Raw genomic sequence first — 18,957 nt, forward strand, 5'->3', positions numbered from 1 at the left:
GGTTGCAACCGAAGCAAAGGCCGGAACTCATTGTCGCAAACTGGGCCTTGACGTTTCGCCCGGATGACGCCAATGTTTCCTGCAACCGGTTGCGGTGTGACGGGGCCCACACCCCCCGTCGCCGTCCGGACGTGCCCTTTCCACCCCCGTTCCCCGTCGTTCCCCCGTCCCCGAAGGTCGGGCCGGTCCCGAGGCGCCGTTGAGTAAGCGCTTTCCCGGCTCGGTCGCCGAACTCGCACGAAGGAGGCGCTCGTGGCAACCGCCGACCTGAGCGTGACCGAGGGCGTGGCCGGGCGCGGCCGCCGCCGGTCCACGCGCGGGCCCCGCACGCCATACGCGCTGATAGCGCCCGCGGTGCTGCTGATGATCGGGTTCCTGGTGTACCCGATGGCCAGCGTCTTCTACTACAGCCTCCAGCACTACAACGTCACCAAGCCGTGGGACAACGGCTTCGCCGGCCTGGACAACTTCCGCCAGATGTTCGGCGACGCCCTGTTCTGGCAGAGCCTCGGGTTCAGCGCCAAGTGGGTCGCGGCCACCGTCGGCTTCCAGCTGTTGCTCGGCCTGGGGCTGGCGCTGCTGGTGAACGAGTCGTTCGTCGGCCGGGCCCTGTCGCGGGCGCTGGTGTTCTCGCCCTGGGCGGTGTCCGGCGTGCTCACCACCAGCATCTGGGTGCTGCTCTACAACCCGACCACCGGGTTCACCAGGTACCTGGCCGACCTCGGGCTGGGGCAGCACGGCTCGTCGCCGCTGGCCGACCCGGGCGCGGTGTTCCCGGCGGCGGTGCTGACCGAGCTGTGGCGCGGCGTGCCGTTCTTCGCGATCCTGCTGCTGGCCGACCTGCAGAGCATCCCCAGGGACCTGTACGAGGCGTCCGCCGTGGACGGCGCGTCCCGGCTGCGCCGCTTCTGGCACATCACGCTCCCGCACCTGAAGGACGCCATCATCCTGTCCACGCTGCTGCGCGCGGTGTGGGAGTTCAACAACGTCGACCTCCTCTACACCCTCACCAACGGCGGCCCCGCCAACCAGACCACCACGCTGCCGCTGTACGTGGCGCACAAGGCGACGGTGGCGCACGAGTTCGGCTACGGCTCGGCGCTGACGGCGGCGGCGTTCTTCATCCTGCTCTTCTGCTCGATCCTCTACCTGCGCCTCAGCAAGTTCGGAGGTGACCGGACATGACCCGGTCGACGACCACGACGGCGACCGGCGGCCCCGCCGACACCGGGACGCCCACCGTCGGCCGGGACGCCCCGGCCGCGAAGGAACCGGTGCGCAGGGCCGCGCCCCGGCGGCGCGGGCGCGACGGGGCCCGCCCCTGGGAGATCTGGGTCCCGCTCGGGCTGTACCTGGCGTTCACGCTGGTGCCGTTCTACTGGATGCTGCTGTACGCGTTCCGGCCCAGCGGCACCACCGGCCTGCTGCCCTGGCCGCTGACCCTGGACCACCTGCTCCGGGTCTGGAACGAGTCCGGGTTCGGCGTCTACTTCGCCAACAGCCTCAAGGTCGGGCTGGTGTCGATGGTCGCCACGACCGTGGTGGCGCTCGCCGGCGGCTACGGCCTGGCCCGCTACGACTTCCGCGGCAAGAAGGCGTTCCTGCTGGCGATGCTGTGCACGCAGTTCATCCCCGGCGCGCTGATGCTGGTCCCGCTGTTCGAGATCTTCAAGACGGTGGGCCTGGTCAACAGCCTCTGGAGCGTCATCGTCGCCGAGACGGTGTTCCAGCTGCCACTGTCGCTGATCCTGCTCAGCGGGTTCATCAGGAACGTGCCGCGGGAGCTGGAGGAGGCCGCCTGGGTGGACGGCTGCTCGCGGTTCCGGGGGTTCCTGGTCACGGTGCTGCCGCTGCTGCGGCCCGGGCTGATCGCGGTGGGGTCGTTCGCGTTCATCCACAGCTGGAACCACTTCCTGTTCGCGCTGATGTTCCTCAGCGACCAGGAGAAGTACACGGTGCCGGTCGGGCTCAGCTACACCATCGGCGAGTCCGGCAGCGACCTCGGCTCGCTGGCGGCGGGCGGCGTCGTCGCGGCCGTCCCGGTCATCATCATCTTCGCGCTCATCCAGCGGTACCTGGTCAAGGGCCTCAGCGCCGGGGCGGTGAAGGGATGAGCGCCCTGGAGCCCGGCAGCCGGGTGCTGGTCACCGGCAGCGCGGGCCGGTTCGGCCGCAGCGTGGTCGCCGACCTGGCCGCCGCCGGGCACGAGGTGGTCGGGATCGACCCCGCGCCCGGCACCCCCGAGGCGTGCGCGACGGCGCTGCCGGCCGACCTGACCGACCTCGGCGAGGCGTACGGGGCGCTGACCCGGTTCCGGCCGCGCGCGGTGGTCCACCTGGCGGCGATCGCGACCCCGTTCAGCCGCACCGACGCGCTCACCTACCGGGTCAACACCCAGCTGGCGTTCAACGTCTGCGAGGCCGCCGTCCACACCGGCGTGGAACGCGTCGTGGTCGCCAGCAGTCCCACCGTCATCGGCTACGGCGCGCCGCACGGCTGGTCCCCGTCCTACCTGCCGATCGACGAGGACCATCCGGCCGAGCCCTGGAACGCCTACAGCCTGTCCAAGCTAGCTGCCGAGCAGACGATGCGGATGTTCGCGGCCGCGGCGGGGGACCGGACCCGGCTGGCGGCGGTGCGGCCCTGCTTCGTGGTGGCCCCCGAGGAGTGGCGGGGCGCGCCGACCCAGAGCGGCCACGGCATCGCCGAACGCCTGGACCGGCCCGAGCTCGGCGGGGTGTCGCTGTTCAACTACGTGGACGCCCGCGACGCCGCCGACCTGGTGCGCGTGCTGCTGGACGCGCTGCCGGAGCTGCCCAACGGCGAGGTGTTCTTCGCGGGCGCGGGCGACGCGCTGGCCCGCGAGCCCCTGGCCGACCTGCTGCCCCGCGTCGTGCCCGCGACCGCGCCGCACGCCGCGGCCCTGACCGGCACCGCCCCCGCCTTCTCCGGCGCCAAGGCCGAACGGCTGCTCGGCTGGCAGCCCAAGCGCAGCTGGCGCACCGAACTCGCGATGGAGATCTGATGCAGCTCAGCGGAGTCCTGTTCTTCCCGGTGACGCCGTTCGGCGCCGGCGGCGGCGTCGACGCCGGGGCGCTGGCCGAGCACGTCCGCGCGGGCCTGGCGCACGGGCCCGGCGGGGTGTTCGTGGCCTGCGGCACCGGGGAGTTCCCCAGCCTGTCGGCCGCCGAACACGACCTGGCGGTCCGCACCGCCGTGACGGCCGTCGCCGGGGCCGTCCCGGTGGTCGCCGGGGCGGGCGGCCCGCTCGGCGCGGCCCTGGAGCAGGCGCGGCAGGCCGCCGACGCCGGGGCCGACGGGCTGCTGCTCATGCCGCCCTACCTGGCGCAGGGCCCGGGCGAGGGGCTGCGCGCCTACGTCGCCGCCGTCGCCGGGGCCGCTGGCATCCCGGTCATCCTCTACCAGCGCGGCGGGGTGGTGCTCGACCCGGGCGCCGCCGTCGAGCTCGCCCGGATCCCCGGCGTGACCGGCCTGAAGGACGGTGTCGGCGACATCGACCGGATGGCCCGCGTGGTGCTGGCGGTCCGCCGCGCGATCGGCCCGGACTTCACGTTCTTCAACGGCCTGCCCACCGCCGAGCTGACCCAGCCCGCCTACCGGGGCATCGGCGTGGACCTGTACTCCTCGGCGGTGTTCTGCTTCGCGCCCGAGGTCGCCGTCGCGTTCCGCGCCGCCCTCGACAAGGGCGACACCGAGCTGACCGGGCGGCTGCTGGCCGACTTCTACGCCCCGCTGGTGGAGCTGCGCAGCAGCGTCCCCGGCTACGCGGTGTCGCTGGTCAAGGCCGCCGTCCGGCTGCGCGGCCTCGACGTCGGCCCGGTCCGCGCGCCGCTGGTGGAGCCGGCCGCCGACCACCTCGCCGAGCTGGAACGCCTCCTCGGCACCGGCCTGTCGATCGCCGGGACCGCCCGATGACGGTCATCGCCGACCTCGCCAGCACCCTGCACCGGGTCCCGATGACCCGGCCCTGGGAGCCCGGCCGGACCTTCGTCGAGCTGGTCGTCACCCGGCTGACCACCGGGGACGGCCGCACCGGAACCGGCTTCTCCTGGGCGCCCAACGTCGGCGGCGCGGCGGTGCGCGCCCTGCTGGAGACCGACGTGCGCGAGGCCGCGCTCGGCCTGCCCGCGCACCCGGCCGTCGCCTTCGACGCGCTGTCGTGGCGGCTGCACGAGGCCGGGTACGGCGGCCTGACGACGATGGCGCTGGCCGCCGTCGACCTGGCGCTGTGGGACCTGGCCGCCGCCGACGGCCTGACCGCCGCGCTCGGCCGCCGCCGCGCCACCGCCCCCGTCTACGGCAGCGGCGTCAACCGCCACTACACCCTGGAGGAGCTGGTCGCCCAGGCGCGGCGCTGGGCCGACGCGGGCCTGACCGCCGTGAAGATCAAGGTGGGGCTGCCCGACCTGGCCGAGGACGTGGCACGGGTCGCGGCCGTGCGGGACGCGGTCGGGCCCGGCGTGCGGCTGATGCTGGACGCCAACCAGCGCTGGGACCTGTACCGCGCCCTGCGGGCCGCCGAGGCGCTGCGCCCCTACGACCCCGCGTGGCTGGAGGAGCCGCTGCCCGCCGACGACGTGCAGGGCTACGCGCGGCTGCGGGCGGCGGCGGGCGTGCCGGTCGCGCTGGGCGAGAACACCCACACCGTCCGGCAGTTCCGCGACCTGCTCACCGCCGGGGCCTGCGACGTGCTGCAACCCAACGTGGTGCGGGCCGGCGGGATCACCCCGTTCCTGCGGATCGCCGAGCTGGCCCGCGCGTTCGGCGTCCCGGTCCACCCGCACCTGCTGCCCGACCTGTCCGGGCAGCTGGCGTGCTGCCTGCCGCTCCCGGCGATGGTCGAGGACGTCGAGGACGCCTCGTTCGCCGCCCTCGGCCTGCTCGCCGGCCCGCCCCCGGTGCGGATCGAGAAGGGCCTGGCGCACCCGGGCGACCACCCGGGCCTCGGCCTGCGTTTCGACGAGGCCGTCCTCGCGGCCACCCGGCACGACCCGGGGGCGCGCCGATGAGCCCGGTCGAGGTGGTGCTGGTCGGCGCGCACGGCCACGGCCGCTGGCACCTGGACAACCTGCGCGCGCTCACCGCCGCCGGGCGGGTGCGGCTGGCCGGGATCTGCGACCTGACCCCCGTCGACGCGGTCGACCTGGAGGGGCTGGGCGTTCCCGAGCAGTCCGCCGACCTGGACCGCCTGCTGGGCCGGACCGGGGCGCGCGTCGCCATCGTGGCCACGCCGATCCCCACCCACGCCGACCTCACCCTCACCGCCGTCGCCCACGGCGCGCACGTGCTGCTGGAGAAGCCGCCCGCCGCGACCTACGCCGACTTCGAGCGGACGCTCGCCGGGGTGACCGAGTCCGGGCGCGCCTGCCAGGTGGGCTTCCAGAGCCTGGGGTCCGGCGCCATCCCGGTGATCAGGAAGCTGGTCGCCGAGGGCGCGATCGGCCGGGTGCGCGGCATCGGCGCGGCCGGGGCCTGGCACCGCGACTCCTCCTACTACGCCCGCGCGCCCTGGGCCGGGCGGCGCAGCGTCGGCGGCGTCGCGGTCGCCGACGGGGCGCTCACCAACCCGTTCGCGCACGCCCTGGCCACCGCGCTGGCCGTCGACGGCAGCGAGGGCGCGGGCGACGTCGACGCGATCGAGGTGGAGCTGTACCGCGCCCACCCGATCGAGGCCGACGACACCGGATGCCTGCGGCTGCGCACCGCGCGCGGAACGGTCGTCACCGTCGCGGTCACCCTGTGCGCGCCGGGCCGCAACGAGCCCTACCTGCTGATCCACGGCGACCGGGGCCGCATCACCCTCACCTACACCCTCGACCGGGTCGAGCTGGAGCGGGACGGGACCACCGACACGTTCACCTGCACCCGCACCGACCTGCTGTCGAACCTGGTCGACCACCTGGACGGCGAGGCCGAGCCGCTGGTGCCGCTGCACCGCACGGCCGCGTTCATGCGGGTGCTGGAGGCGGTGCGCACCGCCCCCGACCCGCGCCCGATCACCGCCGAGCAGCAGCACGTGACCGTCGCGGGCGGGGTGACCCGCCGGATCCTGCCCGGCGCGGTCGAGCACGTCGCCGCCAGCGCCGAACGCCTCGCCCTGTTCTCCGAACTGGACATCCCCTGGGCGAGGAAGGACCACCCATGAGCCCGCTCATCACCGCGCCTCCGCGCGGCGGGTCCTGGCGCTGGAACGCCAGGTCCTCTCTCGTCGCTTACCCGATCGCTCGTAAGCTCCCGATCTTCACACTCCTCAGTCCAGACCGGGTGGCGCCATGAGCGAGTCGGTTGAACTGACCGTCGCGGGGCGGCGGGTCGCCCGGTACGTGACGCGCGCGTACCTGGCGGAGGGGCTGTCGCCGCGCCCCTACCTGCATCCGGTGCGCACCCTCGGCGGCGTCGAGGTCACCGAGGTCATGCCCGCCGACCACCCCCACCACCTGGGCGCGTGCGTGGCGATCGCCGACGTCGGCGGCCGCAACTTCTGGGGCGGTCGCAGCTACGTGCGCGGCCGGGGACCGGTCTGGCGCGACAACCACGGCGTCCAGCGGCACCTGAGCTGGACGCGCCGCGCCACCGACGCGTTCGGCGAGTCCCTGGCCTGGATCGACCGGCACGGCGCGGTGGTGCTGCGCGAACAGCGCGACGTGACCGCCCGCCCCGCCGGGGACCACTGGGCGCTGGACCTGACGTTCCGGCTGACCAACGTGTCCGGCGGCCCGCTGCGCGTCGGCAGCAGCGCCACCAACGGCCGCCCCGGCGCCGGGTACGGCGGCTTCTTCTGGCGCGCCCCCGGAACCGCCGCCGACCTGCGCGTGTTCACCCCCGACGCCGAGGGCGAGGAGAAGGCCCACGGCGCGGTCGCCCGCTGGCTCGCCATGACCGGGACCGCCGCCGACGGCAGGCCGTGGACGCTGGCGTTCGCCGGCGGCGACGACGCCACCCGCCACGACCCCTGGTTCGTCCGCGCCGCCGAGTACCCCGGCGTCGGCTCCGCGCTCGCCTGGGAGGAGCCGCTGACGCTCGGCAACGGCGCCACGGCGGAACGCCGCGTCGTCACGCTCGTCGCCGACGGGACCCTCGCCGCCGACGACGTCGATCCCCTCCTGGAGGAGCTGTGAGCGGAACCGCGAGCCCGACGGCCGCCCTCCCGTGGCGCGCGGACCTCGGCGACGGCACCTACCGCAACCCGGTGCTGCACGCCGACTGGTCCGACCCCGACGCGATCCGCGTCGGCGACGACTACTACCTGACCGCCTCCAGCTTCCACCGGGTGCCCGGCCTGCCGGTCCTGCACTCCCGCGACCTCGTCAACTGGACGATCGTCGGGCACGCGCTGCCCGAGCCCGAACCGGCCGGCGCCTACACCGCGCCCCGGCACGGCTGCGGCGTGTGGGCCCCCGCCCTGCGCCACCACGCCGGGCTGTTCTGGATCTTCTACCCGGACCCCGACCACGGCCTGTACGTCGTCACCGCCGCCGACCCCGCCGGGCCGTGGAGCCGCCCGCGCCCGCTCAAGGCGGGACGCGGCCTGATCGACCCGTGCCCGCTGTGGGACGACGACGGCCGCGCCTACCTGGTGCACGCCTGGGCCAGGAGCCGCGCGGGCTTCAACAACCGGCTCACCCTGCACCGGATGAGCCCGGACGGCGACCGCCTGCTCGACGAGGGGACCGTCGTGGTGGACGGCGACGCCATCCCCGGCTGCCGCACCCTGGAGGGCCCCAAGCTGTACCGGCGCGACGGGTGGTACTGGATCTTCGCGCCCGCCGGGGGAGTGGCGCACGGCTGGCAGTCGGCGTTCCGCGCCCGCGACCCGTTCGGCCCCTACGAGCACCGGATCGTGCTGGCCCAGGGCGACAGCGACGTCAACGGCCCGCACCAGGGCGCGTGGGTGGACACCCCCGGCGGGGAGCACTGGTTCCTGCACTTCCAGGACCGCGGCGCCCACGGCCGCGTCGTCCACCTCCAGCCGATGCGCTGGCGGCGGGACGACGGCTGGCCCGTCCTGGGAGCCGACGGCACCCCCGTGCCCTCCCACCGCAAACCGGCGACCGGCGCGGACGGCCCGCCCGCCGCCCCCGCGACGGGCGACGACTTCACCGGGACCGCGCCCGGCCCGCAGTGGTCCTGGCAGGCCCGGCCCGACCCGGCGTGGTGGGAGCTGCCCGCACCGGGGCGGCTGCGGCTGGCCTGCCGCCCGGACGCCGCCGTGGACGACCTGCGCCGCCTGCCCAACGTGCTCGCCCAGCGCCTGCCCGCCCCCGCGTTCACCGCGACCACCGGCGTGACGCTGGCCGGCGGCGTCCCCGGGGCCCGCGCCGGCCTGACGGTGCTCGGCGACTCCTACGCCTGGATCGGCCTGGAGCAGACCGGCGGCGGACCGGTCCTGGTGCACCGCGTCGCGTCCCGGGAGGACGACCGCGAACGCGACGCCGCGCCCCCGGTCCCCGTGCCGCCGGGCACGGAGGTCCGCCTGATGGCGCGGGTCACCGAGGGCGCGCGGGTGGCGTTCCTGGCCGACACCGGCGACGGATGGCGGCTGCTGGGCGGGACGTTCACCGCCACCCCCGGACGCTGGGTCGGCGCGTCCCTGGGGATCTTCGCCGCCGCGCCCGGGGACGCGCGCCCCGCGGGCCGCGCCGACTTCGGGGCGTTCCGGGTGGCGGGAGAGGAGCACCTGCCGTGACCGCGCGTTCCGCGCGCCGCCCCGCGGGCGGCGGCTGAGGGACCGAGAACACCGAAATCGGGGGCAACCACAGGCCGACGCGGCACCGACCGCGTCATTCAGGAAGGGAACAACGACGATGTCTCGACGCGGCCCCCTGCCCGGACTCCGGTCCCGGCTCACGGCAGCCTCGGCGGTCGCCGTCGCCGCCTGTCTCGCCCTGGCCGGGTGCGGCGGCGGCTCCGGCGGCTCGTCCGGCGGCAAGGGCGAGATCACCTTCTGGGACGGCAACGCCAGCGCCTCCGGCACCCCCGTCTGGCAGCAGATCATCCGGGAGTTCCAGAACCGCAACCCCGACATCAAGGTCAAGTACGTCTCGTTCCCGATCGCGCAGGCGCAGCAGAAGTACGACACCGCGATCGCCTCCGGCGGGACCCCCGACGTGGGCCTGATGTCCACCTCGCTGCTGGCCAACGTGGCCGGTCAGCAGGCCCTGGACCCGCTGGACGACCGGCTGGCGGGCAGCTCCCTCAACGGGAAGCTGTCGCCGAAGCTGCTGGAGCTGGTGAAGGCCGCCGGACCCGACGGCAAACTGTACGAGCTGCCCCAGACCACCAACACCGGCATCGTGTGGTACCGGTCCGACTGGTTCAAGGAGAAGGACCTCAAGCCCCCGACCACCTGGAACGACTTCTACACCGCCGCCGAGAAGCTGACCGACGCCGGCGACAACCGGTTCGGGTTCACCATCCGCGGCGGCGCCGGGTCGATCGCGCAGGCGCTGGAGTTCGCCTACGCCCAGTCCGGCATCCCCACCTTCTGGGACGCCTCGGGCCGGACGACGGTGAACGACCCCCGCAACGTCGCCGCCGTCGAGAAGACCGTCGCGCTGTACAAGAAGAACACCCCGAGCGCCGACGTCAACAACGACTACCTGAAGATGAACGCCCAGTTCGACGGCGGCAGCATCGGCATGATGCAGCACAACCTGGGCTCCTACATCGACCACCAGAAGGCGCTGGCGGGCAAGTTCGCCGGAACCCCCGTGCCCCCCTCGCCCGACGGCACGCACGTGCTGCTGTCCAACCCGGTCGGCGGTCTGTCGATCTTCAAGAAGAGCAGGAACAAGGACGCCGCCTGGAAGTTCGCCGAGTTCGTCTCCGGCAAGGAGATGAACGACCTGTGGAACTCCAAGGTCGGCCAGATCCCGGCCAACACCGAGTCGGCCACCGCCGGGTGGGTGAAGGGCAACGCGACGCTGGAGACGGCGGTCAAGGTCCTCAACGACCCCCAGACCAAGATCGTCCAGATGCCGTACCACCTGCCGGAGTTCAACGCCATCACCAAGGCCGAGAGCGAGCCGCTGTACCAGAAGGTGCTGCTCGGCCAGATGTCGGCCAAGGACTTCCTGGACCAGCTCGCCGCCAAGCTCAACGAGGCCCAGGCCAAGTACAAGCAGCGCCGGGGCAACTGACCCTCCGGACCGCGGCGGGCCCGGTGCCGCAACGGGCCCGCCGCCCCCTCACCCCCGTCAAGGAGCAGAACCCGTGTCCGACCCCCAGCGGGTGGCGATCGTGGGCACCGGAGCCCGCGCCCGGATGTACACCCGGGCCCTCGCCGAACGCGACCACACCCGGGTCGTGGCCCTCAGCGACGTCAACCCCACCCGGGCGAGACTGCACAACCGCATCCTCACCGAGGAGCACGGCAGGCCGCCGGCGACGTTCTGGCACCCCGACGACGTGGCGCGGATGCTCGACGCCGAACGCGTCGACACCCTCGTGGTGTGCACCGTGGACGCGCTGCACGCCCGCCACATCCTCACCGGGCTGGAGGCGGGCCGCCGGGTCGTCACCGAGAAACCCATGGTGACCACGGCCGGGCAGGCGCGCCGCGTGCTCGACGCGGCCGACCGCACCGGCGGCGACCTGGCGGTGGCGTTCAACTACCGCTTCAACCCGCTGCACCGGGCGGTGCGCGACCTGCTCGCGGCGGGCGCGATCGGCCGGGTGCTGTCGGTGCACTTCGAATGGCTGCTGGACGTGCGGCACGGCGCCGACTACTTCCGCCGCTGGCACCGCGACCGCGCCAGCAGCGGCGGCCTGGCGGTGCACAAGTCCGGCCACCACTTCGACCTGGTGAACTGGTGGCTCGACGCCGCCCCGGTCACCGTCTACGGCGCGGGCAGGCTGGCGTTCTACGGCGAGCGCAACGGCGTCCGCCACGGCCTGCGCCGCGACTACGCCCGCGCCCACGGCAGCCCCGAGGCCGCCGGCGACCCGTTCGCCCTCCACCTGGACGACGACCCCGAACTGCGCGCCCTCTACCTGGACGCCGAACCCGACGACGGCTACGTCCGCGACCGCAACGTCTTCGCCGACGACATCTCGATCGAGGACGACATGGCGCTGGTCGTCACCTACGACACCGGCGCGACGATGACCTACCACCTGACCGCCTACGCGCCGTGGGAGGGCTACCGCGTCGCGTTCAACGGCACCGGCGGCCGCCTCGAACTCGACGTCACCGAGAGCGAGTGGGCCGAGCCCGGCGGCGCGCACGCGCACCTGGACGCCGCGTCCCACCGGCTCCGGGTCCGGCCGCTGTGGGAGCCGCCCCGCGACGTCGAGGTCGCGGTCGAGTCCGGCGGCCACGGCGGCGGCGACCGGCGCCTGCTGGCCGCCCTGTTCGACCCGGACGCCCCCGGCCGGGAGACCCTGGCCACCCCCCGCGACGGCGTCAACGCCCTGCTCACCGGACTGGCCGCGAACCGGTCCTTCACCACCGGCATGCCCGTGCCCGTCGCCGACCTGCTGTGATCCGGCGACGGCCCCCACCCCGAGGAGCGCCATGCGCACCGGACTCTCCCTCGCCCTGTCGGCGGTCTGCGCCGCCGGGGCGCTGACCGCCCCCCTCGCCCTGTCCGCCCCCTCCGCCTCGGCCGCGCCCCACCGCGTTCCGCCGGGCCGCCAGACCCTGCCCGCCGGGGACGGCTGGGCCGCCGCCGAGGGCGGCACCACCGGCGGCGCGGCCGCCACCCGGCAGAACGTCTTCGTCGTCCGGAACCGGAACGAGCTGGCCCGCGCGGTCGCCGGGAACACCCCCAAGATCGTCTACGTGCGGGGCTCACTCGACGCCAACACCGACGACCAGGGCAGGCGCCTCACCTGCGACGACTACGCGACCGACGGCTACACCCTGGACGCCTACCTCAAGGCCTACGACCCGGCCACCTGGGGACGCCGGGACCCGGCCGGGCCGCTGGAGGAGGCCCGCGCCGCCTCCCAGGCCCGCCAGGCGGCCCGCGTGCGGATCCCCGTCGGCTCCAACACCACCCTCATCGGCCTCGGCAGGGCGAGGATCACCGGGGCCAACCTGATGCTGAAGAACGTCGACAACGTCATCATCCGCAACCTGGAGCTGAGCGACGCCCACGACTGCTTCCCCGCCTGGGATCCCACCGACGGCGCCAACGGGGCCTGGAACTCCGAGTACGACCTGGTCACCCTGGCCCGCGCCACGCACGTGTGGCTCGACCACACCACCCTCAACGACCGCGGCAACCCCGACTCGGCCCAGCCCCGCTACTTCGGCGAGCCCTACCAGGTCCACGACGGGCTGTTCGACGTCATCGACGCCAGCGACCACGTCACCGCCTCCTGGAACCGCTTCCACGACCACGACAAGACCTCGCTGGTCGGCAACAGCGACTCCCGGACCACCGACGCGGGCCACCTGAGGGTCACCTTCCACCACAACGCGTTCGTCAACCTCGGCCAGCGGGTGCCGCGCGTGCGGTACGGGCAGGTCGACGTCTACAACAACCACTACGTCCAGACCACGGCCGACGGCTACTCCTACAGCCTGGGCGCGGGGGTGCGGTCGGCGATCGTCGCCGAGCACAACGCGTTCACCCTGCCCACCGGGATCGGCCCCGGCCAGATCGTCAAGAACTGGAAGGGCACCGCGATCCGTACCGTCGGCAACCTCGTCAACGGCGCGCCGGTCGACCTGCGGGCCGCCCACAACGAGGCCCACGACCCCGACCTGTCCGACGAGGTGGGCTGGACGCCGATGCTGCGGCGGACCGTGCACCGCGCGAAGGACGTGCCCCGCGTCGTCGCCCTCCGCGCCGGCGCGGGACGCCTCGGCCAGAAAGATCCACTTTTTCGGCGCTGAACCGTGGTCCGTGATCGACCCGATCATGGAAAAAGGGTTTCGATGGCGAATTCATTACGGTGAGCGTCCCTTGTATTTCTGAAAAGAATGTTTTGTCCGTTGGGAGGGGGTAGGCGAAGCGGGCCACGACAACCAGCTTCGGAGGAGGCACGGTGAGCGAGTACCCGCATTCGCCGCCCCGGCCCGGCGTTCCCACCGACCAGTCGGCCGTCTCACCGGCCGACGCGTCGACCGGTGAGACGGCCCGGCGCGAGGCGGCGGCCACCGCCGGCCAGGCCGGTCAGGCGGCCCGGCAGGTGACCGAGACCGCCGTCGACCAGGCCAGGACGGTGGCCGCCGAGGGCCGGGACCAGGCCCGCCAGGTGGTCCAGGACGTGCGCGGCCGGGTCGGCGAGGAGATGTCCACCCAGACCCGGCGCGCCTCCCAGGTCCTGCGGCAGTGGTCCGACGACCTGGCCGACATGGCGTCCGACGCCAAGCCCGACTCCCCGGCCCGCCAGGTGGTCCACCAGATCGCCGACGGCGGCCGCCAGGCCGCCGACTACCTGGACGACCACGGGGTCGGCGGGGTGGTCGACGAGCTCCAGAACTTCGCCCGCCGCCGCCCGGGACTGTTCCTGGCGGGGGCGGCCCTGGCCGGGTTCGCCGTGGGCCGGATGGCCAAGGCCGCCAGGGCCCAGGCGACCGGGGGTCCCCGGGCCGGCGGCGCCGGTGACGCCGGGGGCCGCTCCGCGGCCGACGCCGCGGGCTGGGAGCCTTCCGCCGCCCCGATGCCGCAGCGGGCTCCCCAGGCGCCACAGCAGGTGCCGCCCACGCCGCCGGTGCCACCACCGCCGGTGCCGCCCACGCCTCCGCCCGCTCCGCCGCCCACCGCGGCGCCGCCGCCCTCCACGTTCGGGACGCCGGCTCCCGGTCCCGGGCAGCCGGGCGCGACGCCCCCGCCGTCCGGCTACCCCACGCGGCCCACGCCCTCCACGCCCGAGGCCGACACCGGGCGCGAGCCTCCGTACGGCGAGGTGAGGTGAGATGACCGATCCGTACCCCGCCGGGCCGCCACCCGGCCAGCCGACACCGGCCACCGGCGCGCCGCGGCAGGAGGAGCCCTCGCTCGGGCAGCTGCTGGGAGCGGTGACGGCGGACCTGCAGAAGCTGTTCCGCCAGGAGATCGAGCTGGCCAAGGTCGAGATGCGCACCGAGGCGGTCAAGACCGGCAAGGCCGCCGGAATGCTGGGCGGGGCCGGGTTCGCCGCCTACATGGTGCTGCTGTTCGGCTCGCTCGCGCTCGTCTACGGCCTGGCCAACGTGATGGACACCGGCTGGGCGGCGCTGCTGGTCACCGTCGTCTGGGCGGTGGTCGCGGCGGTGCTGTACGTCCTGGGCCGGTCCCGGATGCGCGAGGTGTCGCCCAAGCCCGAACAGACCATCGAGACGCTGAAGGAGGACGCGCAGTGGGCACGTCACCCGACGAGATAAGAAGCGAGATCGAGCGCACCCGCGCCGAGCTGGCCAGCGACGTCGACCGGCTGGCCGACCACACCAGTCCCCGCCGGATCGTCCGGCGCCGCACCACGCGGGTCCGCCACGGCCTGCGGGGAGTGAAGGAGCAGATCATGGGCACGCCCGCCCGGACCGGGCACGCGGTCGGCCAGGCCGCCTCGTCGGCCAGGGACACCGCCGCCGACGCGGCGGGCAGCGCCGTCGAGACCACCAGGGGCGCCGCGGAGCAGGCGGCCGGCACCGCCCGGGACGTCGCCGCCCAGTCGGCGGAGGCCGTGCGCGAGGCCCCGCGGCAGGCGATGCGGCAGACCGAGGGCAATCCCCTGGCCGCCGGGCTGATCGCCTTCGGCGCCGGGCTGCTGGCGGCGTCGCTGCTGCCGACCAGCGACGCCGAACGGCGAGCGGCCCGCGAGGTCGGGGAGCGCACCGACGGGATCCCCGAACCGGTCAAGGAGTCGGTCCGGGAGTCGGCCCAGAACGTGGCGGGCCAGGCCAGGGAGTCGGCGTCGACGGCCGCCGACCAGGTCAGGCAGACCGCGGCCGAGGCGGCGCAGACCACTGCGCAGCACACCCGCGAGCAGGGCCACCAGGTGGCCGACCAGGCCCGCCAGTCCGGCTCCACCGTGGCGGACCAGGCCCGCGACCGTCCCCAGGACCGGTGACGGGACCGGCTAGCGGGGTTCCTCAGCGGGTTCCAGGTCGGCGACCAGCAGCGTGAACGGCCGCAGCAGCGGCCGCAGCGGGCCGGGGACCAGATGGCCGTCGGTGGCCATGTCGGTGACGCGGGGCGCGGTGATCCGGTGGCGGCGCCCCGCGCGTTCGACGCCGCCCCGGCCCTCGTGCAGCAGGTTGCGGACCCAGTCGGCGCGCGTGCCGTGGCCGAGGGGGACCACGAGCCGGTCGCCGTGGACCAGGGCGGTGACCGGCGTGCGGTACTCGCGGCCGGTCGTGCGGCCCCGGTGCACGATCACCGCGAGGGGCGGCGGCAGCGGCGCCCGCGCCGCCATGACGGGGCCCATCAGGCGCCTGCTCACGTGCGCCGAGCGGCGCGGGAAACGCGCGTCGCTGTCGTCGTCGTGCCGCAGCCAGCGCAGCGGGCCGCGCCGCCACGCGCCCGGCTCGGGGTCCACCCCGGCGCTGTTGAACAGCATCGCCAGCATCTCGTAGTGCCCGACGAGCAGGCAGAGCCCGACCAGCTGCCGGTCGTCGAGGAACGCCGTCAGCCGGTCCCAGGTGGGGTCGGAGACGGTGCGGTCGGCGTGCAGCTCGTCGGCGGCGGTGAGCAGCGCGGCCTGGCGTTCGTTCCATCCCGGGGCCGACGGGCCCGCGGCGACGCGCTCCAGCGTCGCCGCGGACAGCCCGCCGAGCCGCGACAGGTAGGCGTGGTGGAGGAACTCGTAGCGGGCGGCGCAGTTCCACGCGGTCCGCAACGTCACCAGCTCGGCGTCGGCGCGCGGCAGCCGCCCCCGCACGACGAGCCGGCCGGCGAAGCGCAGGTAGGCGCGCAGCAGCGCCCGGTCCCGCCCGATCACCTGGACCAGGCGCATCCCGTCGGTGCCCATGGCCCACCCGGCGGCCCGGTCGAGCATCCGGTTGACCCGGCCCAGCTCGGCGGGGCCGCCGGGCGCGACGCGCGGCGGGGAGCCGCGCCAGTGCGGCGAGCCCATGAGGCGGTCGATGGCGTTGCCGGTCACGGGGCGCTCCGGTAAGGCGTGAAGGTCAGGGTGAGGGAGCGGGGCCCGGCGGTCAGCCGGTGCTCCGGGAGCACGCCGGGGCCGCAGGACGCCGAGCCCAGCCCGTGGTGGGCGGCGTCCAGGTGCAGGTACACGCGGTCGCGGGGGCGCAGCTCGTGGGTGTGGCGGGCGGCGTCGAGGTCCTCGGTCGTCCAGCGGCGGGCCGTCAGCTCGAACGCGGGCGCGCCGTCGATCCGCAGCCCGGTGCCGTCGGGCGCGGTGAACCGGGCCCAGCGGACGCCGGTGCGGTTGCCGTTCTCCTGCGGGCGGACGTAGGGCGTCTGCAGCTCGTCCACCGTCGCGGCGAACCGCCCCACCCGGGCCGCCCGGCACATGTCCGGGTACGCCTCCCCGGGACCGCCCCCGTACCACTCGACGTGGGACAGGGCGGCGGGGACGGCGGTGCGGACGCCCAGCCGGGGAAGGGGGCAGTCCCAGTCGCCGACCGGTTCGGCGCGGACCTCCAGGACGAGGCCGTCGCCGTCGCCCCACCAGCGGAAGTCGGCGAGGACGGCCAGGTCCGTCGCGGCGGGCGCGACGCGGGTGCGCACCCGCAGGGCGTCGTCCTCGACGGCCACGTCGACCAGCCGGTGCCGGAGCCGGTGCAGGCCGAGCCGCCGCCAGAGCGCCTCGTCGGGGGTGCCGCGCCCGTGCAGGCCGTGGTCGTTGTCGGTCGGGGCGCGCCACAGGTCCAGGCGCGGGGCGTCGACCGGCAGCCCGCCCAGGCGCAGGAGGCGCCCGGTGCGTTCCTCGAAGACCGCCGGGCCGACGCGCAGCAGGCCGTCCTTCCCGGTCACGGGGCCGGGGCGGCGCGCGGGCGGCGGGGGAGCGGGGGACAGGAGGCCCTGGCCCCAGGCGACCTCGTGTCCCGCGTCGGCCCACGGCAGGTCCGCCGCGAGGACGGCGCGGACGGTCAGCCACGTCTCCGCCTTCCCGGCGGGGACCTCGGGCGGCGCGACCTCGACTCGTTCACCCGGGGCGAGGACGGGGACGTCCAGCCGTCCCCCGGCGACCGCGACGCCCTCCTCCTCGACGCTCCACCGGAACTCCAGATGCCCGGTGCCGGCGAAGTCGTGGCCGTTGACGATCTCTATGCGGCCGTCCGCGACCCCGATCCGCACCGGCTCGACGACCTTCTTGTACTCCGCCAGGCCCGGGGAGGGGACGCGGTCGGGGAACAGCAGGCCGTCGGCCACGAAGTTGCCGTCGTGCAGCGGCTCGCCGAAGTCGCCGCCGTAGGCGAACCACTCGGCGCCGTCGGGTCCGGTCCGCCGGATCCCGTGGTCGATCCACTCCCACACGAAGCCGCCCTGGCAGCGTTCGTGGGCCTCGAACAGCCGCTGGTACTCGGTGAGCCCACCCGGCCCGGTGCCCATCGCGTGCGCGTACTCGCACAGCACGAACGGCAGCGTCCGGCGGCGCGCGCCGCCGTCGTCGGTGCCGTCGCCCGCGCCGTCGTCCTCGTCGGCGCGGCGGCCGATCAGGTCCACCTCCTCGTGCGAGGCGTACATCCGTGAGTAGACGTCGACATAGGAGCAGGCGCGGTCGCCCTCGTAGTGGACGGGACGGCCGGGGTCGCGCTCGCGGGTCCACGCGGCCATGGCGGCGAGGTTGCCGCCGGTGCCCGCCTCGTTGCCGAGCGACCACATCACGACCGACGGGTGGTTCTTGTCGCGTTCCACCATGCGGCGCATCCGGTCCAGGAAGGCGTCCCGCCAGCGCGGGTCGTCGGAGGGGTTGCCCCGCCAGCCGAGGCGCTGGAACCCGTGGGTCTCCAGGTCGCACTCGTCGACCACCCACAGGCCGAGCTCGTCGCACAGGTCCAGGAACGCCGGGTGCGGCGGGTAGTGGCTGGTGCGGACGGCGTTGACGTTGTGCCGCTTCATCAGCAGCAGGTCCCGCCGCATGGTCTCGGGCGGGACGGCGCGGCCGTGGTCGGGATGCCACTCGTGCCGGTTGACGCCCCGGAACAGGACGCGGCGGCCGTTCACCTTCAGCACGCCGTCCTCCACGGTCACCGTCCGGAACCCGATCCGCACCGGGACCCGCTCGCCCTCGGCGGACAGCACGCCCTCGTACAGGCGGGGCGTCTCGGCGGACCACGGCTCGACGCGCGGCAGGACGTGCTCCTCGTCGGCGGGGACGTCGGCCAGCCCGAGTTCGGGAACGGTGAGCCGCACCCCGTCCCCGGTCTCCACCCGCAGCGTGCCCGCGCCGGTGCGGTGGTCGTAACCGGCGTGGACGAAGAAGTCGGCGATCCCGTCCGCGGGGCGGGCGAGCAGCGTCACCGAACGGAAGATCCCCGACAGCCACCACATGTCCTGGTCCTCCAGGTAGCTGCCGGGCGACCACTGGTGGACGCGCACGGCCAGCACGTTGCGGCCCGGCCGCAGCACCCCGCCGACCTCGAACTCCGCCGGGAGCCTGCTGCCGGTGGACCAGCCCAGCCGCCGGCCGTTCAGCCAGACGGCGAAGCAGGAGTCCACGCCCTCGAACCGCAGCACCGCCGGGCCCTCGGGCCAGCCGTTCGGGAGCGTGAACTCCCGGCGGTACTCGCCCGTCGGGTTCTCGTCCGGCACGTGCGGCGGATCCAGCGGGAACGGGTAGCGGACGTTGGTGTAGGCGGGCGCGCCGTGGCCGTGCATCTGCCAGTGCGCCGGAACGGGCAGCTCGCCCCACCCCCGGTCGTCGAAGTCGTCGGTCTCGAACCCCGGTGTCACCTCGGCGGCCGACCCCGCCAGCCGGAACCGCCACACCCCGTCGAGCCCCAGCGCGGGGGCGTCGGAGGCGAAGAACGCCCGGGGTCGCAGCCGCCCGGCTCCGGGCGCGAACTCCGTCAGGTATGACACGCGGGACCTCCCA

Annotated in this window: 16 protein-coding genes; 14 read left to right on the forward strand and 2 right to left on the reverse strand. The window is 74.7% G+C overall.

What is annotated here, in order from left to right:
- Window positions 1-252 precede the first annotated feature (252 nt).
- The 14 genes from AKI01S_RS01930 (at window position 253) to AKI01S_RS54145 (ending at window position 15,024) form a co-directional block, all read left to right on the forward strand.
- Complete coding sequence (locus AKI01S_RS01930) at window positions 253-1,185, forward strand: carbohydrate ABC transporter permease (protein ID WP_245681441.1); 933 nt, start codon at window positions 253-255, stop codon at window positions 1,183-1,185.
- Window positions 1,182-2,114 (forward strand): carbohydrate ABC transporter permease, encoded by a 933-nt coding sequence (locus AKI01S_RS01935; RefSeq protein WP_067811631.1) that lies wholly within the window; start codon window positions 1,182-1,184, stop codon window positions 2,112-2,114. The genes AKI01S_RS01930 and AKI01S_RS01935 overlap by 4 nt, the downstream gene beginning before the upstream one ends.
- Window positions 2,111-3,025, forward strand: coding sequence for an NAD-dependent epimerase/dehydratase family protein (locus AKI01S_RS01940; protein WP_067811633.1), 915 nt, complete (start codon window positions 2,111-2,113; stop codon window positions 3,023-3,025). The genes AKI01S_RS01935 and AKI01S_RS01940 overlap by 4 nt, the downstream gene beginning before the upstream one ends.
- Window positions 3,025-3,936, forward strand: a complete 912-nt coding sequence (locus AKI01S_RS01945; RefSeq protein WP_067811635.1) for a 5-dehydro-4-deoxyglucarate dehydratase — start codon at window positions 3,025-3,027, stop codon at window positions 3,934-3,936. Before AKI01S_RS01940 ends, AKI01S_RS01945 begins: the two co-directional genes overlap by 1 nt.
- Window positions 3,933-5,030: a mandelate racemase/muconate lactonizing enzyme family protein gene (locus AKI01S_RS01950; protein ID WP_067811636.1), complete on the forward strand. Its 1,098-nt coding sequence runs from the start codon at window positions 3,933-3,935 to the stop codon at window positions 5,028-5,030. The genes AKI01S_RS01945 and AKI01S_RS01950 overlap by 4 nt, the downstream gene beginning before the upstream one ends.
- Window positions 5,027-6,166, forward strand: coding sequence for a Gfo/Idh/MocA family protein (locus AKI01S_RS01955; RefSeq protein WP_067811638.1), 1,140 nt, complete (start codon window positions 5,027-5,029; stop codon window positions 6,164-6,166). The genes AKI01S_RS01950 and AKI01S_RS01955 overlap by 4 nt, the downstream gene beginning before the upstream one ends.
- A gap of 127 nt (window positions 6,167-6,293) precedes the next feature.
- Window positions 6,294-7,139, forward strand: a complete 846-nt coding sequence (locus tag AKI01S_RS01960; protein WP_067811640.1) for a DUF6807 domain-containing protein — start codon at window positions 6,294-6,296, stop codon at window positions 7,137-7,139.
- Window positions 7,136-8,707 carry a glycoside hydrolase family 43 protein gene (locus AKI01S_RS01965; RefSeq protein ID WP_067811641.1) on the forward strand — a complete coding sequence of 524 codons (1,572 nt, stop codon included), beginning with the start codon at window positions 7,136-7,138 and terminating at the stop codon, window positions 8,705-8,707. The genes AKI01S_RS01960 and AKI01S_RS01965 overlap by 4 nt, the downstream gene beginning before the upstream one ends.
- 118 nt (window positions 8,708-8,825) lie before the next feature.
- Complete coding sequence (locus AKI01S_RS01970; RefSeq protein ID WP_067811643.1) at window positions 8,826-10,160, forward strand: ABC transporter substrate-binding protein; 1,335 nt, start codon at window positions 8,826-8,828, stop codon at window positions 10,158-10,160.
- Window positions 10,161-10,233: 73 nt separating this feature from the next.
- Window positions 10,234-11,505, forward strand: a complete 1,272-nt coding sequence (locus AKI01S_RS01975; RefSeq protein WP_218009525.1) for a Gfo/Idh/MocA family oxidoreductase — start codon at window positions 10,234-10,236, stop codon at window positions 11,503-11,505.
- Between the two features lie 31 nt (window positions 11,506-11,536).
- On the forward strand, window positions 11,537-12,865 hold the full coding sequence (locus AKI01S_RS01980) for a pectate lyase family protein (RefSeq protein ID WP_067811644.1): 1,329 nt from the start codon (window positions 11,537-11,539) through the stop codon (window positions 12,863-12,865).
- A 152-nt stretch (window positions 12,866-13,017) separates the two neighbouring features.
- Complete coding sequence (locus AKI01S_RS54140; RefSeq protein WP_067811646.1) at window positions 13,018-13,890, forward strand: hypothetical protein; 873 nt, start codon at window positions 13,018-13,020, stop codon at window positions 13,888-13,890.
- 1 nt (window position 13,891) lies between these two features.
- Window positions 13,892-14,338, forward strand: a complete 447-nt coding sequence (locus AKI01S_RS01990; RefSeq protein WP_067811648.1) for a phage holin family protein — start codon at window positions 13,892-13,894, stop codon at window positions 14,336-14,338.
- Window positions 14,314-15,024 (forward strand): DUF3618 domain-containing protein, encoded by a 711-nt coding sequence (locus AKI01S_RS54145; protein ID WP_067811649.1) that lies wholly within the window; start codon window positions 14,314-14,316, stop codon window positions 15,022-15,024. Before AKI01S_RS01990 ends, AKI01S_RS54145 begins: the two co-directional genes overlap by 25 nt.
- A gap of 9 nt (window positions 15,025-15,033) precedes the next feature.
- On the opposite strand, the gene AKI01S_RS02000 is transcribed toward AKI01S_RS54145, so the two are convergent.
- Entirely contained in the window at window positions 15,034-16,056 is a 1,023-nt protein-coding gene (locus AKI01S_RS02000) for a nitroreductase/quinone reductase family protein (protein ID WP_067811651.1), read from the reverse strand.
- Window positions 16,053-18,944, reverse strand: a complete 2,892-nt coding sequence (locus AKI01S_RS02005; protein ID WP_067811652.1) for a glycoside hydrolase family 2 TIM barrel-domain containing protein — start codon at window positions 18,942-18,944, stop codon at window positions 16,053-16,055. The genes AKI01S_RS02000 and AKI01S_RS02005 overlap by 4 nt, the downstream gene beginning before the upstream one ends.
- Window positions 18,945-18,957 lie beyond the last annotated feature (13 nt).

This window comes from Actinomadura kijaniata NBRC 14229, assembly GCF_001552175.1.
GTDB classification, from domain to species: Bacteria; Actinomycetota; Actinomycetes; order Streptosporangiales; family Streptosporangiaceae; genus Spirillospora; species Spirillospora kijaniata.

Coding starts and splice junctions, on each gene's coding strand:
- AKI01S_RS01935 (WP_067811631.1), top strand. CDS start 1,182: ATGACCCGGTCGACGACCACGACGGCGACCGGCGGCCCCGCCGACACC.
- AKI01S_RS01940 (WP_067811633.1), top strand. CDS start 2,111: ATGAGCGCCCTGGAGCCCGGCAGCCGGGTGCTGGTCACCGGCAGCGCG.
- AKI01S_RS01945 (WP_067811635.1), top strand. CDS start 3,025: ATGCAGCTCAGCGGAGTCCTGTTCTTCCCGGTGACGCCGTTCGGCGCC.
- AKI01S_RS01950 (WP_067811636.1), top strand. CDS start 3,933: ATGACGGTCATCGCCGACCTCGCCAGCACCCTGCACCGGGTCCCGATG.
- AKI01S_RS01955 (WP_067811638.1), top strand. CDS start 5,027: ATGAGCCCGGTCGAGGTGGTGCTGGTCGGCGCGCACGGCCACGGCCGC.
- AKI01S_RS01960 (WP_067811640.1), top strand. CDS start 6,294: ATGAGCGAGTCGGTTGAACTGACCGTCGCGGGGCGGCGGGTCGCCCGG.
- AKI01S_RS01970 (WP_067811643.1), top strand. CDS start 8,826: ATGTCTCGACGCGGCCCCCTGCCCGGACTCCGGTCCCGGCTCACGGCA.
- AKI01S_RS01980 (WP_067811644.1), top strand. CDS start 11,537: ATGCGCACCGGACTCTCCCTCGCCCTGTCGGCGGTCTGCGCCGCCGGG.
- AKI01S_RS01990 (WP_067811648.1), top strand. CDS start 13,892: ATGACCGATCCGTACCCCGCCGGGCCGCCACCCGGCCAGCCGACACCG.